The organism is Harryflintia acetispora (assembly GCA_004340125.1).
Lineage (GTDB): Bacteria > Bacillota > Clostridia > Oscillospirales > Ruminococcaceae > Harryflintia > Harryflintia acetispora.
The window spans coordinates 20,797-37,460 of record SLUK01000011.1 but is presented as its reverse complement, the minus strand read 5'-3'; the positions used below and the strand labels follow the sequence as shown (position 1 = coordinate 37,460).

At 58.2% G+C, this 16,664-nt stretch carries 11 protein-coding genes; 6 read left to right on the top strand and 5 right to left on the bottom strand.

Going from position 1 to position 16,664, the window contains the following annotated elements; genetic code table 11:
* Window positions 1-34: 34 nt before the first annotated feature.
* Window positions 35-1,306: an MFS transporter gene (locus EDD78_RS11495; RefSeq protein WP_132085025.1), complete on the bottom strand. Its 1,272-nt coding sequence runs from the start codon at window positions 1,304-1,306 to the stop codon at window positions 35-37.
* Between the two features lie 54 nt (window positions 1,307-1,360).
* Complete coding sequence (locus tag EDD78_RS11490) at window positions 1,361-2,347, bottom strand: MBL fold metallo-hydrolase (RefSeq protein ID WP_132085024.1); 987 nt, start codon at window positions 2,345-2,347, stop codon at window positions 1,361-1,363.
* A gap of 596 nt (window positions 2,348-2,943) precedes the next feature.
* On the opposite strand from EDD78_RS11490, the gene EDD78_RS11485 reads away from it, so the two are divergent.
* Window positions 2,944-4,335 carry an MFS transporter gene (locus EDD78_RS11485; RefSeq protein WP_132085023.1) on the top strand — a complete coding sequence of 464 codons (1,392 nt, stop codon included), beginning with the start codon at window positions 2,944-2,946 and terminating at the stop codon, window positions 4,333-4,335.
* A 56-nt stretch (window positions 4,336-4,391) separates the two neighbouring features.
* Here EDD78_RS11485 and EDD78_RS11480 read toward each other — a convergent pair whose 3' ends face one another.
* On the bottom strand, window positions 4,392-5,702 hold the full coding sequence (locus tag EDD78_RS11480) for a helix-turn-helix domain-containing protein (protein ID WP_159448972.1): 1,311 nt from the start codon (window positions 5,700-5,702) through the stop codon (window positions 4,392-4,394).
* A gap of 208 nt (window positions 5,703-5,910) precedes the next feature.
* Here EDD78_RS11480 and EDD78_RS11475 point away from each other — a divergent pair, with 208 nt between their 5' ends.
* The 5 genes from EDD78_RS11475 to EDD78_RS11455 all read left to right on the top strand — a co-directional run bounded on the left by EDD78_RS11475 (window position 5,911) and on the right by EDD78_RS11455 (window position 13,841).
* Window positions 5,911-6,834, top strand: a complete 924-nt coding sequence (locus tag EDD78_RS11475) for a glycyl-radical enzyme activating protein (RefSeq protein WP_132085021.1) — start codon at window positions 5,911-5,913, stop codon at window positions 6,832-6,834.
* 52 nt (window positions 6,835-6,886) lie between these two features.
* Window positions 6,887-9,382: a pyruvate formate lyase family protein gene (locus EDD78_RS11470; protein ID WP_079699170.1), complete on the top strand. Its 2,496-nt coding sequence runs from the start codon at window positions 6,887-6,889 to the stop codon at window positions 9,380-9,382.
* Between the two features lie 323 nt (window positions 9,383-9,705).
* Complete coding sequence (locus EDD78_RS11465) at window positions 9,706-10,236, top strand: MarR family winged helix-turn-helix transcriptional regulator (RefSeq protein ID WP_159448973.1); 531 nt, start codon at window positions 9,706-9,708, stop codon at window positions 10,234-10,236.
* Entirely contained in the window at window positions 10,229-11,953 is a 1,725-nt protein-coding gene (locus tag EDD78_RS11460; protein WP_132085020.1) for an ABC transporter ATP-binding protein, read from the top strand. Before EDD78_RS11465 ends, EDD78_RS11460 begins: the two co-directional genes overlap by 8 nt.
* A 1-nt stretch (window position 11,954) precedes the next feature.
* Window positions 11,955-13,841, top strand: a complete 1,887-nt coding sequence (locus tag EDD78_RS11455; protein WP_132085019.1) for an ABC transporter ATP-binding protein — start codon at window positions 11,955-11,957, stop codon at window positions 13,839-13,841.
* Window positions 13,842-13,925: 84 nt separating this feature from the next.
* On the opposite strand, the gene EDD78_RS11450 is transcribed toward EDD78_RS11455, so the two are convergent.
* The gene (locus EDD78_RS11450; RefSeq protein ID WP_200806041.1) at window positions 13,926-15,350 is read right to left on the bottom strand and encodes a YfcC family protein; all 1,425 of its coding nucleotides are present in this window, start codon (window positions 15,348-15,350) and stop codon (window positions 13,926-13,928) included.
* A 91-nt stretch (window positions 15,351-15,441) separates the two neighbouring features.
* Entirely contained in the window at window positions 15,442-16,650 is a 1,209-nt protein-coding gene (locus EDD78_RS11445; RefSeq protein WP_079699175.1) for a YgeY family selenium metabolism-linked hydrolase, read from the bottom strand.
* Window positions 16,651-16,664 lie beyond the last annotated feature (14 nt).

Sequence of the window (16,664 nt, the reverse complement as noted above, 5' to 3'; positions counted from 1 at the left end):
GTTGCTCCTTCCTTTTGCAGCGGTAAAACTTGCGTCAGCCCACACTTTCCGCTACGGCCTTATTGTGCAGGAAGATCGCCTTGCCGACCCGTTTCCAGAAGATGATGACCACGAAAATTGCAATGATCGGGCAGATGGCGGCGACGGCAAACACCCCCGCATAGCCGACCGCTTCGATGACCGTCCCCCAGACGATGGACGAGAAGCCGAAGGCCAGGTCCATCGCGAGCAGGTACATGGCGGAAGCATAAGCGCGGCGGGAGGGAGCGACCGCGCTGACCATCAGCGCCTGGGAGGTGGAGGCCATGGTGCCGAACATCGTGCCATAGGGCAGGCCCAGGAGCACGACGGCGAGGCCGCTTTGGGCCATCCCGATCCCCACGAGGGCGGCCGCGCTCAGCGCATAGATCGGCACCGCGACCTTGAGCACGCCATATTTATCGGCGAGACGGGAGAAAACGGCGCGCCCAAGGATCAGGCCGATTGCCACCGTCAGGAAGAACTGCGAAGTGTAACTCTCGATGCCGCGCTTCTGCATGGCCAGCAGGGCAAAGGTGTTGGTGCAGGAATGCGCGGCGGTGATGATGAGCACGATCAGAGCCACGGCCCATGCGGTGGTCTCCATGCCGAAGACGACCTTGCCGGTGGAGCCCCAGGGCGTATCCGTATTCTGCGCGTTTGCCGCGGCTTGTGCGGCTTGCGCTTTTGCCTCCTCCATGCGGGCGATATACTTCGGGTCCTTTTCATACCGCACAAACAGGCTGAACACAAACGCCCACACGCAGGAGAGCAGCGCGCCCATATGCAGGCCTACGAAGCTGCCGGGAGTCCAGGTCACGCAGATCAGCGCGAGGGTGGGGCCGATATACTCGGAAAGCGAGGCTGCATTCTGGAACCAGCCCAGCCCTTCCGCCTTCCGGTTGGCGGAAACCACGTCGGACGCCGAGGCGTAGTTGGCGATGGAGGTGAAGCAAAAGCCGATGCCCATGATTGCGCGCGTGATAAACAGCGCCAGGATGTTGAAGCAGAAGCAGTATGCTACGCAGCAAGCCGCGTTGATGAGGATGCCGATCAGGTTGGTTTTCCAGCGGCCGTATTTGTCGCAGAAGGTGCCGACCAGGTTTCTGAAGAAAATCGGCGAAATGGAATATACGCTGGAGGTGAGACCAGCCAAAACCACGCTGCCGCCCAGCCCGTTGGCAATGCTTGTAATCATGCCGCCGTAATAGTAAAGGCTGAACACATTGCCCAGATACATCAAAATGACGAATAGGTACTCTTTTGTCCAGAGTCTGTCCTTGCTCACGCTTTGTTCCTCCTCAAGATTTTTCTGACCGATGAAGCCGCAGGATGAAAACTGTTATTTTAACTCGCCCTTCACCGTGCGGTAGTAGGCGACCAGCGTATCCAGCCACAGCTGCGGGAAATTGTAGGGGCGCGGGATCGGCGCCGTGTAGTCCGCAAGAATCGGGATTTCTTTCGCGATGTTGTCCATGGCGGGGACGATCAGCTCGGTGAACGGTACGTCTCCCTTGGCGGCTACCGCATCGGCCACGCCGTTCAGCATGATTTCATGAAGCTCCAGATTCTCCTTTAGGAAATGGTCGATCTCCTTCTGGAATTTGACGTTGTTGGCCGTGACTGCATGGGTGCCGCGGTTTTGGAACATATGACCGGTGAGCATCACCTGAAGATCCATCTCCAAAAGTTTTTTTAAGGTGCGTGCAAAGGCGGGCGGGTTCTGGATGATGGGCAGCGCTCCGACGCACTGGCCATAGCCCTGGACCGCGTCGCCGGTAAACATCGCGCCGGCCTCCTCCCAGTAATAACCGACGCTGTGGTCCGTGTGGCCCGGGATGGGGACGACGCGGATATGGACGTCCCGGGCCAGCGCAAAGACCTCATCGTCCTTCACCGGCCGGTCCACCCTGCAAGGCCCGGTGATGTAACCGAGCTTTTCCCGCATACGGATTTCGGGGATCAAATCCGCCTGCCCCAGGGCGCGAAAACTTGGTGCGAAGAAATGGTCGAAGGCGGCGGGCATGTCCTCCAGGTATGGGACCTCGGCCTCCGGCAGCATCAGCGGGATGCCCATTTCATGCAGCTCGATGGCGCCGCCGGCGTGGTCGCCGTGGGCATGGGTGACAAACACGCCGCCCAGATCCTGCAGCGCAATGCCGTGAAATTGCAGTTCCGGCGCGTACTGGTTCGTCGCATCTCCCGGATTGCCGGCGTCAAAGAGGTAGGGCTTATCCGCCGTCAGGCAATACGCACAGGTGTGCATGTTCCCGCCTTCCAGGGAGATGAAGTTGCTGACCAGGGGAATAATCCGGTTTAAAACTCTCATGGTTATTTGCTCCTTTCAGCCTATTTATCTATCTTGATTGCCAGCGGCAATGAGACGATGTGTACCTGAAAAACGCACTTTGCCACATGTCCAAATTGATCACTTTAGAGAAAAATATGACAAAATTGTTCATGTATGAAAATGACATAGTTGGCCGATATGAAGATTACCGCCGGCACGAAAAAGAGATCTGCCGATAAAGAAGGCTCATTTCGATCCTTGTAAATGATCAATAAAAAACGCGGTATATGTGAAAAATATTAGCTGTTTATAAAGAAATCGATCGAATTTTGTGAGAAATATCGCTTGAAAATTCCTTGCTTTTCGCTCATAGAATAGCACGCCGCAGGTATAAAGAAAATGTCAATCAGCACACAAATGTGAACTTTTTTAACAAAATTGAACCGACTGTTACATCTATTTTTAGGAATCTGGTCAAAAAAGGACATGTTTCAACGGAAAAAGGCATTGTGAAAAAAGCGGCCGCGGTGTATTGATTAGACACAGAGATTTTCTTGGACCGTTCGCTTTCGCAAGGGATCCCACACGGCCGATGAACCGTGCAAAAGCGACCTATGAAAGGAGCTGAGTGAATCGTGAATAAACTTCGAAACAGGGACAACCGGATGACCATCAGCGTCTTTGAAAAACTTTCCTATGCGAGCGGCGGCGTCGGCACCTGCATCTGTTTCATGTCCATCGGCGGCTACCTTCTCTATGTGTACACGGATGTGTTTGGCCTTAGCGCCACGACCGCCGCGAACATTTTTCTGCTCACTCGGTTCTGGGACGCGATAAACGACCCCATCATGGGGGCGGTCGTGGACCTGCGCCTCTTCGCAAAAAAATCCAGAGGCGTGTACCGCCCCTGGATTTTGCTCGGACTGCCGTTCCTTGTTTTGTTTTTCATCCTGTGCTTTACCTTGCCCTCCTTCGTCACAACGGAATTTGAAAAAACGATCTGGTGCACCGCGTTCTACGTGCTCTACACCATGGCGCAGACGGTCGTCCAGGTCCCATATGGGGCCATCACAAACTCCATTACGACCAATACGGAGGAGCGGGGCATTTTGGGCTCCTACCGGAATTTCGGTGAAAACATCGGGAACCTGCTGGTTTCCATAAGCATCCTGCCCATGGTGAACCTCTTCGGCAAAAACGGCGCCGATATGGCCGGCGGCTATACCAAATCCATCGCAGTGCTGGCGGTTGTGGCCGCCGTCTTTATCCTGATCTGCTGGAAGACCGTCCGCGAACGCGGCGTCGAAACCGGGCGGGAGGAGCGAAAGAAATTTGAGCTCGCCGGTTCCCTGAAGATGCTTGCGGCGAACCGCCCGGCGCTTTGCATGGTGTTCGCGCTGTTTTTGGCGGCGATCGTCATCAACTTCCGCTTTGCCTACCAGATGTTCTATGTACAGGTCTATGTCGGGGCCGGGCACAATGTAGTGACCATGCTGAACACCGTCCAGACCGCGGTCGCCATCGTCTCCTTCTGGATCGTGAACTGGATGTTCAAACGCATGGAAAAACGCTCGATGCTGCTTATCACCGCCGCCTTGTTTGTGGTGGACGGCGCCATCTTCCTGATCGGCGGCGTGAACATTGCCGCCAACATCGCCGGCAGCGCCCTGTTCGGGTTCCTGATGTCCTGCTCCTTCTCCACCGTCTGGGGCACGATCCCGGACAGTGTGGAATACGGCCTTTGGAAAACCGGCGTCTGCGCGCCCGCGTTTATTTTTGCAGCGGTCACATTCGCCCAGAAATGCGGCATCGGTTTGGCCTCGTGGCTGGCCGCAATGTCCCTGCGGCAGATCGGCTATGTGAAGGGGATGGAAATCACCGAATCGATCCGCATGGGCTTCTATTGGTGGCATGGCGGCGTGCTGGTCCTCGGCGGGATTCTTTTCCTGCTGGTGGCGCTTCCCTACAATCTGAACAAGGAAAAATATTGCGAAATCCTTCAGGCGCTGGACCGGAAAAAACAATAACGCAAAAAAGGACAGAAGGGGCTGCTCACGCAGCCGCCTCTGTCCGGCTCATACGTTTATTCCATCAGTGCATTTTTGCGCATCTCAGAGCAGGTGACGCCGAAATGCTTGGCAAACATCTTGTAGAATCCCCGCATGTCGCTGTACCCGACCGCGGGCCCGATGTCCTTGATCGGGATGTTGGTCTCGAGGAGAAGCTCCTGGGCGTGCTTCATCCGGATGCTGTTGAGCCACCATTTGATGGTGAAATTGGTTTCCTTTTTAAAGATCCGGCTGACATAGGCGGGGGACATGTGGATGCTTTTCGCAATATCCTCCACCTTGATATTGTGCTGATAGTTTTTTTCCAAAAATTCCACGACGGAGATGGCCACCGGACTTTGGCTGATCGCCTGCGGGTCCACCACGCAGTAATACGACATGCTGTCGAAGGCGTCGTCCATCGCCTGCTTGATCCCATCGGCGCTGTCCGCCTCAAACAGCTTCTGCATGGTCTCATAGGTCAGCCGGTAGAAGCGGATGTCATAATTGTCCTTGTTGTAACGGGTCAGCGTGATGATGTGGTACAGCGTCTCGGCGCTGGTGCGCATCAGTACAAGGTTCGGCTCACAGTACGCCATGCTCATCACCTCGTCGTACAGGATGTGCGCCTCCAGAATCCGTTTGGACATGATGTTTGCGAAGATGCTGTTCGCCTTGACCTCAATGCTTTTCCAAAAAATCTCCATTGCGCGGCTGGTAAAGGAATTGCTGTACACGCGCTGCGAGAGGGGATGGTCCCTTGGGAACTCCTCCAAAAGCTCCTCCTCCTCGAAAAACACCGTCTTGCTCGGGTCCCATTTCAGGTCGGAGGGGCGCTCTTTGCCGGCCGGGATGTGAATCCGGCAAAGGTCAAAAAGCAGGCGGGCAAAAAAGCGGACCTGATCCTTCTGGACGACCTGGACCAGTTCGCAGGCCGCTTCAAAGTCCTCTGGCGAGACCGAATAAAAGGTGGAAAACAGGTTCACCTGCGCTTCGAGTTCCTTTTTGCTCTCATCGCTGTTGCATATGGAGCCGGATATAAAATAACCGATCGGGTTCCCGCCGTAAAAGACCGGGACGATCCAGTCCAGAAGCCCTGTGCGGCAGACCACCACCTTCCAGCAGTCATCGGCGATTGCCGCCATCACCGCCGAGGAAATCTGCGTCTGGCAGCTGGAGCTGCCCTGCTTCGTGGAGCGAAACAGCTGGCAGACCCTGCAGCACAGGTCCGGTTGCGCAATTTCGCTTCCGGAGATTTCCAGGCTTTGATAATGGCATTCCAGATGCGTTATTTCCTGATAGACCGAGGCGACGTAGTCGATTTTCTGTTTCAGCTGGGAATCCATCGCGCCCATCCTTTCGTTTTGAAATTCGCGTACGCCTGTTTTACTTAGCGTAACAGAATACGGGAGCAAGATCAATTGCAAATAACGGCTCTTTGAGCATTATGATAAGATTTTTATGGCCGTCCTACGGTCATGGCCATTTTTATTGCCTGCAAATTTTTGATTCCGTGCCGCAGAACGTGCCGGCCAGAAAGGTAGGGGAACCGTCATGCTGAACGTATTTGAGATTTCAAGGATGACCAACCACAACGGTCCCGGCATCCGCACGCTGGTCCATTTTAAAGGCTGCCCGCTGCGCTGCGTCTGGTGCTCGACGCCCGAATCCCAAAGCCGGGAAGCGGAATTGGGCTATAAGGTGCAGCGCTGTATCGGGGACGGGGCCTGTCTGCAGGCCTGCCCTGCGCACGCCATCCGTCCGGCGGCTGCGGGAGAAAAGGGGCTGCTGATCGACCGTGCAAAATGTACGGGGTGCTTTGTGTGCGTCAGGGAGTGCTACGCCCATGCGCTCACGCGCATTGGAAGGGCGTGGAGCGTGGAGGAGCTGCTCAAAGAAATTCGCAAAGACGAGCTGTTTTTCCAAAATTCCGGCGGCGGCGTCACCTTCTCGGGCGGAGAGCCGCTGATGTTCGTGGACGGCGACATGATCGAACTGTACCGCGGGGTGAAGGAGGCCGGCATCTCGATCGGCGTGGACACCACCGGCTTCGTGCCGTGGGAATCCATTGCGGGGGTGCTGCCCTTTGTGGACTTTTTCCTCTGGGATCTGAAGGTGATGGACCGCGAAAAGCATAAGGCGCTCACCGGCGCGGACAACCGGCTGATCCTTGAAAACCTGCAAAGGGTGGAGGGGCTTTTTGCACAGTACGGGACCCGCGTATACGTCCGGTGCATACAGGTCCCGGGCATGACCGACAGCGATGAAAACCTCCTGCAGACCTGTGCATTCCTAAGAGGTATGCGCTGCATCGAGGAAATCGATCTCATCAATTTCCACCACATGGGCAAGAAACGCTATGAATACATCCAGCGCGACTATGCGATGGATGAAGTGGAGCCGATGGAAAAGGCGCGCTTGGAGGAGAAGAAAAAGCTGGTCGAAGCACAGGGGTTCCGCTGCAGGATCAGCTCCTGACGAAAGACAGCCCTGTATAAATCCGTAGAAAAAGTGATAAAGGAGAATCTGTATGAACACCAAGTTTGTCGAAAACACCGCCGAGGTAGGAAGCTGGCAGGAATATTTTGAACGCACCTGCTCCGACCGCGTTAAGGCCGCGGTCGCGCGCGCGGTCCGCACGCCGGAGGTCTGTCTGGAGCACGCTCTCACGGAAATCGAAGTCATGGACGAGGTGCATGGCAAGGTGCCGCATATCATCGAGCGGGCCATGATCTTTAAGCGCTTTCAGGAGACCCGCACCCTGCAAATCCACGAGGGCGAGCTCATCGTGGGCAACGTGAACAGCAAGATCCGCGCTTCCCTCATTTTTGGGTTCCTGCTGGGCAACCAGCTGGATGCCGAGCTGGACCATCCGGTTTATGATTACGAGATCCGCTCGAACGACCGGCATCATATTTCGCAGGAGGAACGAAAAATTATCCGCGAGAAGATCGTCCCATATTTTAAGAACAAATGCATGGAGGACGACATCTATGCCGCCGCCGACGGCGATGTGCGCGACAAGGCGTTTGGCGGCACCGCGAAATGCTCCCACCTGCCCAATTTTGCCGACCTGCTGACCCGCGCGGATGCCGGCCACTCCCTTGCGAACTATCAGAAGGTTCTGGAGATTGGGCTCTCGGGAATCCGCAGGGAGGTGGAGTTCTACCAAAAGAACAACGACGCCGGGTATAACCACTTTTACAAGGCGCGCAAGGCGGACTTTTATAAAGCCTGCCTGATCAGCCTGGAAGGCGCGGAAATCCTCTGCAACCGCTACTCCAAGCTGGCTGCAAAGATGGCGGGGGAGACCGCGGACCCCGTGCGCAAACAGGAGCTGCTGGAAATTTCCCGCATCACCAAAAAGGTTCCGATGCATCCCGCCGAAACCTGGCAGGAGGCGCTGCAGTCGGTGTGGATGACCCAGATCCTGATCCTGGGCGAGCAGATGAACTATGCGGATTCCTTCGGGCGCTTCGACCAGTACCTGTATCCCTTTTATAAATATTCGGTGGAGGAAAAGAAGGAGATTACCCGCGAACAGGCGCTGGAAATGCTGCAGTGCTTCTTTGTTAAGACCGCCGAGTGGACGCAGATTTACGACTACAACTCCGCTTCGGTCCAGGTGGCGTTCCCGATCACCCAGAACCTCTTGATCGGCGGCCAGACCAAGGACGGCCGGGACGCCTGCAACGAGGTGACCATGCTCTGCCTGGAGGCGGAGGAGCAGGTCGGCCTGATCCAGCCCGAGATCGCCATGCGCGTTTGGGAGGGGACCCCCACCAAGTATCTGCGCAAGGCTGCGGAGGTTGTGCGGCTCGGCCGCGGCAAGCCCAAATTCTATGGCGACCGGAAGGCCATTCAGATGATGCACCACGCCTACCCGGACATGTCGATCGAGGACCTGCGGGACTATGCCGTGATCGGCTGTGTCGAGATCAGCATGCCGCACATCACCCAGCAGCATTCGGCCGCCGGGATTTTCAACATCGGGAAGATTCTGGACCTGGCCTTACATAACGGCAAATGCTCCATCTGCGGGGAGCAGATCGGCCCCGAAACCGGCGACCCCCGGACCTTCACCTGCATGGAGGAGCTGATAAAGGCCTACCGTGCGCAGCAGGACTATTTCATGGATATCCTCTGCCGGGCCATCACGGTGGAAATGACAGTGCAGTCCAAATGGACCGAGGCTCCGTTCACTTCCTGCCTGCTGGAGGGCCCCCTTCAGAAGGGGACGGACCTGATCCAGGGCGGCTGCTGGAACACCTCGTTTGGCCTGATGCTGGCCGGATCGGCCAACACCGGGGACTCGTTGGGGGTGATCGACACGCTGGTGTTCCGCGAAAAACGGGTCACCTGGGACGAATTGATGGACGCCATTGATCACGATTGGGCCGGATATGACCGGCTGCATCAGATGGTGATCAACGAAGTGCCCAAGTACGGCAACGACGACGATTACGCGGACGGCTGGGTGGCCCTTGTGCAGAACGCCTGGTATGACGCGATCGACCGCTGCAACAAGAACCGCGACAATTTCCCGCAGTACGGCGGATATTTCCGCGGCGCCTCCTGCCTGGGCAATTCGGCTGTCACCGCCGGTATGGCGGTGGGCGCGCTGCCCGACGGCTTTAGGAAGGGGACTCCCATGGCCGACGCCATGTCTCCCACGCAGGGACGGGATATCAACGGGACCACCGCCGTCTTAAAATCCATGAGCAAGCTGCCTTCCGAACGGTTTGAGATGGGCACCCTGCTCAACCAGCGCCTGACCCCGCAGCTTCTGGCGACGGAGGAGGATGTTGACCGGTTCGTGGACTACCTGCGCACCTTTGAGGCGCTGGGCGACTACCATGTGCAGTTCAATATCATCGACGGCAAGACCCTGCGGGCCGCGATGGCGGAACCTCAAAAATATCAGGACCTGCTGGTGCGCGTGGCCAGCTACGTTTCCTACTTTGTCGAAATCGACCCGGTGGGCCAGATGGACATCATCCACAGGAGCGAGCAGAACATCTGGTGACGCAGGGTTCAATGAACCGCCACAGGAGCCGGGCCTTCCAGCTATAAATAAAATCTTAAAATGTGGCGGCGGCCGCGGGACATATCTCCCGCGGCCGCCGCTTTTGAAAGCTACCGCACCGATCAAGGAGCAGAAGCGGCTGAGCGGTGTTTTCTGTCCGGCGGCAAAAAAATTCAAGTTGCAAAAAGTTAACAATTGTCCTCTTGTATTGCCGGAAGGGAAGTGATATGATTGCTTATAAAGTTAACCGATTAATTATTAATCGGTTTATCTTGTCCGGAATAGCCAATCATAAAAGAACATTACTATTAAGGAGTGAGCAAGTGGAACGCACGAACCCCAATTTTAACAAATTGGTGCATAGGATGAACCGCCTGCACGTCCTGCACCGGCTGTATATCAACCAGGCTGCGATCGGGAACGGCCTCTATTTCGGCCAGCTTCCGATCCTGGAGCTGGTGGACGAGCACGACGGCTGCACCCAGAAGGAGCTCGCCGACCTGCTGCAGGTGACCGCGCCGGCGGTGGCGACCTCGGTCAAGCGCTTACAGCGGCACGGGCTGCTGCAGAAGATCGCGGACGAGGAGGACCTGCGCTGCAACCGCATCTCGATCACCGAGAAGGGGAGGCAGCAGGCCCGCCGGGTACGGGAGGCCTTCGACGCCGTGGACGCGCGGATGTTTAAGGGCTTTAGCGAGGAGGATTGCGCCGATTTTTGCGCCTACTTCGATCGGGCCATCGGCAACCTGGCGGTCGGGGAATACCAGGGCCGCAGCTTCTTCTCCCTGCTGGAGCAATCCAAGCAGGAGCAGGCACATCATCACAGAACAAGGGAGGAAAGCCTTAGTGATTAAAAAACTGACGCCGTTTTTAAAGAAATATTGGATTTTTTCGATCCTCTGTCCGCTGGCGGTGATCGGGGAGGTGATCCTGGAAATCCAGGTTCCCTTCCTGATGGCCAAGATCGTGGATGTGGGGATTCCCGCCAAGGACATGTCCTACGTCCTGCTGACCGGCGGCAAGATGGTCGCCATGGCGCTGCTGTCCTTGGTCTGCGGGGCGCTGGCCTCCCGCTGCGCCTCGGTGGCCAGCATGGGGATGGGCAGCGAGATACGCAAGGGGCTGTTTGGGAAGATCCAGGAGTTTTCCTTCTCGAACATTGACAAATTCAGCACCCCCTCGCTGGTCACCCGCCTGACCACCGATATCAACAACACCCAGAATGCCTTCATGATGATCATCCGCACCCTGGTGCGCGCACCGGTCATGCTGGTGAGCGCCACCTTGATGGCCTATACCATCAATTCCCGGCTGGTCACCGTCTTCCTGGTCGCCATCCCGATTCTGGCGGTCGCCGTTGGAATCCTGATCTCGATGTCTTTTCCGCGCTTCACCGCCATGCTCAAAAAATACGACAGCATGAACGGCTCGGTGCAGGAGAACCTGATCGCCATCCGGGTGGTCAAGGCGTTCGTGCGCTCGAAGTATGAAAAGGAAAAGTTCCGGGACGCGAACCAGGAGCTGATGGACGCCTCCATCAAGGCGGAAAAGATCATCGTGACCAACGTGCCGGTCATGCAGCTGACCATGTACAGCTGCATCATCGCCATCCTTTGGTTCGGCGGCAACATGATTATCGGCGGGAGCATGCAGACCGGGGAGCTCATCAGCTTCATCAGCTATGTGACCCAGATTTTGATGTCCCTGATGATGATTTCGATGGCCTTCGTCAACCTGGTGCTTTCCCGCGCCTCGGTCGGCCGTATCGTCGAGGTGCTCGATGAGGAGATCGACATCACCGATTCGCACTCACAGGGCGTGCAGGCGCAGGACGGCTCGGTGGTCTTTGAGAACGTCTCGTTCAAGTACAACAAGGATTCAGACGCCAACACGCTGGAGAACATCAACCTTTCGATTTCCTCGGGCGAAACGGTGGGGATCATCGGCGGAACCGGGTCGGCCAAGACGACCCTGGTCCAGCTCATCCCGCGCCTTTACGATGTGTCCGAGGGCCGGGTCCTCGTCGGAGGGCACGACGTACGGGACTATAAGCTCGAGGAGCTGCGGGGGGCGGTCGGCATGGTCCTCCAAAAGAACGTCCTCTTCTCGGGCACCATCAAGGACAATCTGCGCTGGGGCGACGAAAACGCCAGCGACGAGGAAATCAGCGAAATGTGTAAGGCGGCGCAGGCCGACGACTTTGTCCGCTCCTTCCCGGGCGGCTACGACACCGACCTCGGGCAGGGCGGCGTGAACGTCTCGGGCGGGCAGAAGCAGAGGCTGTGCATTGCGCGCGCGCTGATCAAGAAGCCGAAGATCGTCATCCTCGACGACAGCACCAGCGCGGTGGATACCGCCACCGATTCCAAGATCCGCACCGCGCTGCGCGATGGGCTGCGCGGGACCACGACCATCATCATTGCCCAGCGGATCACCTCGGTCTGCGACGCCGACAAGATCATCGTCATGGACGACGGGAAGATCGACGCCATCGGCACCCACGAGGAGCTGCTGGCAAGCAATGAAATCTACCGCGACGTCTATGAATCCCAGCAGAAGGGGGTGGCCTGACATGCCCAGAAAGATGAATTACCAAAAACCGAAGAATGCGGGCCGCACCCTCGGCAGGATCTTCGGCTATATGCTGCATGAAAAATGGCGGCTGATCCTGGTGGCGGTCTTCGTGTGTATCAGTGCCGCGGCCAACGTGACCGGCACCTACCTGCTCAAGCCCCTGCTCAATGTCGGCGTTGTTCCGCTCATCGGGAAAAGCCCCACCGCGGCTGATTTTGCGCCCTTCATCAAGATGGTGTCGGTCATGGCGGTCGTTTACCTGTGCGGCGCGGTGGCGGCGTACACCTACAGCAAGCTGATGGTGAAGCTCTCCAACCATACCCTCAACCGGGTGCGCAACGACCTCTTTGGCAGCATGGAGGACCTGCCGATCCGCTATTTCGACACCCACACCCACGGCGAGCTGATGAGCCGCTATACCAGCGACGTGGATACCTTCCGCGATGCGATCAGCCAGGGCGTGACTCAGCTGCTTTCTTCTTCGATCACCGTGGTCGGCACCTTCATCATGATGCTGATCATTTCGCCGATTCTCACCGCGTTGATCGTGGTGATGCTGATGATCATGCTGCTGGTGGTGCGGAGGATCGGCGGCAAGAGTGCGCGGTACTTCAAGGCGCAGCAAAAGGCGGTCGGCGCGGCCAACGGCTATATCGAGGAGATGATCGAGGGGCAGAAGGTTGTCAAGGTCTTCTGCCACGAGGACAAGGTCAAGGAGGAATTCGCCGTCCTCAATGAGGATTTACGCAAGGCAGCGACCAACGCGAACACCTACGCCAACATCATCATGCCGGTGATGAACAACCTTTCTTACGTCAACTATGCCCTCACCGCGGCGGCGGGCGCGCTGCTGGTGATCGTCGGCAGGATGGACATCGGCTCGATCGCCTCCTTCCTGCAGTACACCCGCTCCTTTGCCCAGCCCATCACCCAGATTTCCCAGCAGTTCAACTCCATCCTGGCGGCGTTGGCGGGCGCCGAGCGGATCTTCGAGATCATCGACGAGCCGCGCGAGGAGGATGACGGCTACGTGACGCTGTGCAACGTCACCGAGGGGCCGGACGGCACGCTGCAAGAGAGCGAGCACTATACCGGCATGTGGGCCTGGAAGCACCCGCACAAGGCGGATGAGACGGTGACCTACACGAGGCTCTGCGGGGACGTGCAGTTCGAGGACGTGACCTTCAGCTACGACGGGGAAAAGACGGTGCTGCACGACGTCTCCCTCTACGCGAAGCCAGGCCAGAAGATCGCTTTTGTCGGCTCGACCGGGGCGGGAAAGACCACCATCACCAACCTGATCAACCGCTTCTACGAGCTGCAGGACGGCAAGATCCGCTACGACGGGATCAACATCGAAAAGATCAAGAAGGACGATCTGCGCCGCTCGCTGGCGATGGTGCTGCAGGACACCCATCTCTTCACCGGCACCGTCAAGGAGAACATCCGCTACGGCAAGCTGGACGCGACCGACGAAGAGATCGTCGCCGCGGCGAAGCTGGCCAACGCCCACTCCTTCATCCGGCACCTGCCGCAGGGGTACGACACCATGCTGGTGGCCGACGGCTCGAACCTCAGCCAAGGCCAGCGCCAGCTGCTCGCCATCGCCCGGGCGGCGGTGGCCAATCCCCCGGTGCTCATTCTGGATGAGGCCACCAGCTCGATCGACACGCGCACCGAGGCGCTCATCGAGCGGGGAATGGACCGCCTCATGCATGGGCGCACCGTCTTCGTGATCGCCCACCGGCTCTCCACCGTGCGCAACTCCGACGCCATCATGGTGCTGGAGAACGGGCGGATCATCGAGCGAGGCAACCACGACGAATTGATCGCCCAGAAGGGGAAGTATTACCAGCTCTATACCGGGCAGTTTGAGCTGTCCTGATCCGGTTATAAAAGCCGGGAGGGCGAAGCGACCGCTTCGCCCTCCCGGCTTTTTTGGATGAGAGTATGGATAGAAAGTGGGAAATCAGAAGGGACCCCACTGGATCGCCTGCGCCACGATGAGGGCGACGGCGGCCAGGGCACTCCAGATGGCGAAGAGCGGGAGGATGAACTTGACCCACTTTTCCCACGGAACCTTGGCCAGGGCCAGGGTCGCCATGAAGTAGCCGGAAACGGGGTAGAGGATGTTCGAGAAGCCGTCGCCGAACTGCAGCGCTAGGATGGCGGTCTGCCGGGTGACGCCCACCAGGTCGGCGAGCGGGGCCATGATCGGCATGGTGACGACGGTCTGGCCGCTGCCGGAGGGGATGAGGAAGTTCATCAGGGTCTGTACAATCAGCATACCGACCGAGGTGATCATCGGGGGCAGCCCCTGCACCAGGTGCGCCAGGCCGTTGATGACGGTGTCGATCAGCTTGGCGTCGGTCATGACGACGCCCACGCCGCGCGCGACGCCCACGATCAGTGCGCCGAGCAGCACGTCCTTACACCCCTCGTAGAAGGCTTCGCAGATTTCGTCGCCCTTCATGCCCGAGATGAGGCCGGCGACCACGCCGATGGCGATGAATATCCCGCCGATCTGCGGCATATCCCAGCCCCATTTGAAGACGCCGACGATCATCAGCGCGAAGAGCAGCACGGCGGAGACGCCGGCGAGCTTCTGGCGTGTGTTGAGGATCACATGCTCGCGGTTGTCGGTATCCAGGTCCTTACGCGCCTCAAGGTCCTGCTCGTACATCGAGCTGGACTGCGGGTTCTTCTTGACCTTGGCGGCGTAGCGCATGACGTAGGCACAGCCGACGGTGACCATTACGATCAGCACGACCAGCCGGAACTGCCAACCGGAATAGAGCGGCAGCCCCGCGATTTTCTGGCCGATCCCGACGGTGAAGGGGTTGGCCAGCGCCGCGGTGAAGCCGGCGGCCGAGCCGCACAGCGCGACGGCCGCAGCCGTCATCGAGTCGAAGCCCAGCGCCAGCATGAGAGGCAAGATGATCGGTACATAGACCATGGTCAGCTCGCACATGCCGATGAAGCAGTCGATGGTCGCGAAGGTGACCATCAGGATCGGGATAATGATGATGCCGCGCTTGGAGAGCTTATTGGAGAGCACGTCGATCGCGCCGTGGATGGCCATGGTCTTCTTGACGACCACGAAGCCGCCGCCGACGCAGAAGGTCAGCACGACCACCCAGCCGGCCTCGACGAAGCCCTGCGGGATGGCGACGAACAGGTCGAGCAGGGAGGTCGGGTTGCTCTCGACGACGTGGTAGGAGGTCGGGTCGATGATCTCCCGGCCGTCCGGCCCCTCGACCCGGACGAACTCGCCCGCCGGGAGGATATAGGTCAGGATCGAGACGATGAGCAGGATGCCGGTCAGGATGATAAAAATATGCGGTACCTTGAATTTCTTCTTGGCTTTGGTGGATTCAGCAGCTGCTGTACTCATGATGATACTCATTCCTTTCTCGAGAACCGGTGCCTCGTCGGCCAGGCCGCATGGGCGCCGGTTCTGTCACCTCTTATTTTGTGCCGCCGTGTTACTTCGCGTATTTTTCCACATAGATGGAAGGGATCGCCGCGTACATGGCGCAGGCGCGCACCAGCTCCTTCTTCCAGGTCTTCTCGTTGGGGAAGTGCGCTTCCTCCTCATGACCCGGCCCGAAGCCGATACAGGGGATTTTGTGCCGGCCCATGATGGCCACGCCGTTGGTGGAGAAGATCCAGGGGGCGACCACCGGCTCGCTTTCAAACAGGCCGCGGTAGGCGTCCACCGCCGTCTTGCAGGCGGGCTCTTCCTTGTCGATCACCCAGGCCGGATAGAACTTCTCGGTCGGATAGACGAGCCCGGTATAGGAGGCTTCCTCATAGGTGTACAGCTCGACGTCGGCCCCGGCCTCCTTGACCTCGGGCAGGTCCTTGATCTGCTGCATGGCGAGCTCGGGCGGCTCGGCCGAATTGAGCCGGCGGTCCAGGGAAATCCAGCAGCTGTCCGCCACCGCGCAGCGGGACGGGGAGGTGGAGGAGATCTCCGAGATGGTGACCGAGCCCTTGCCCAGGACCCCGTCGTCGGTCATCTCGGTGTTGAGCCGCTCGATCGCCTTGATGATGGGGGCCATCTTGTAGACGGCGTTCACCCCGCGTTCGGGCGCGGAGCCGTGGCAGCTGATGCCGTGGGTGGTGACCTTGATCTCCATCCGCCCGCGCTGGCCCTGGCGGATGTTGCCGTTGCAGGGCTCGGTGATGACCGCGAACTCGGGGGTCAGGTGGTCCTGCTCGATGATGTACTGCCAGCACAGCCCGTCGCAGTCCTCCTCCTGTACGCTGCCGACGACCACCAGGGTGTAGTCGCCCTCGAGCCCCAGGTCCTTGATGATCTTGGCCGCATAGACCATGGCCGCCATGCCGCCCTTCTGATCGCTGCTGCCGAGGCCCCCTATGCACTCGTCGTCCTCGTAGCCTTTAAAGGGATCGAACTTCCAGTTTTTGATGTCGCCGTAGGTCACGGTGTCGATGTGCGCATCCATGGCGATGACGTGCTTGCCGTGCCCGACGTAGCCCAGGATGTTCCCCATCGGGTCGATCTGGACCTTGTCGAAGCCGACATGCTCCATCTCTTCCTTGATCCGCAGGATCACGTCGCCCTCGTGCCCGTCGAAGCTCTGGATGGCCACGATGTCCCGCAGGAATTTTGAAATCTCGGGCTGGTATTTCTCCGCCATGCCCATAATTTCTTTGAAGTCTACCATGCTTGTTCCTCCTT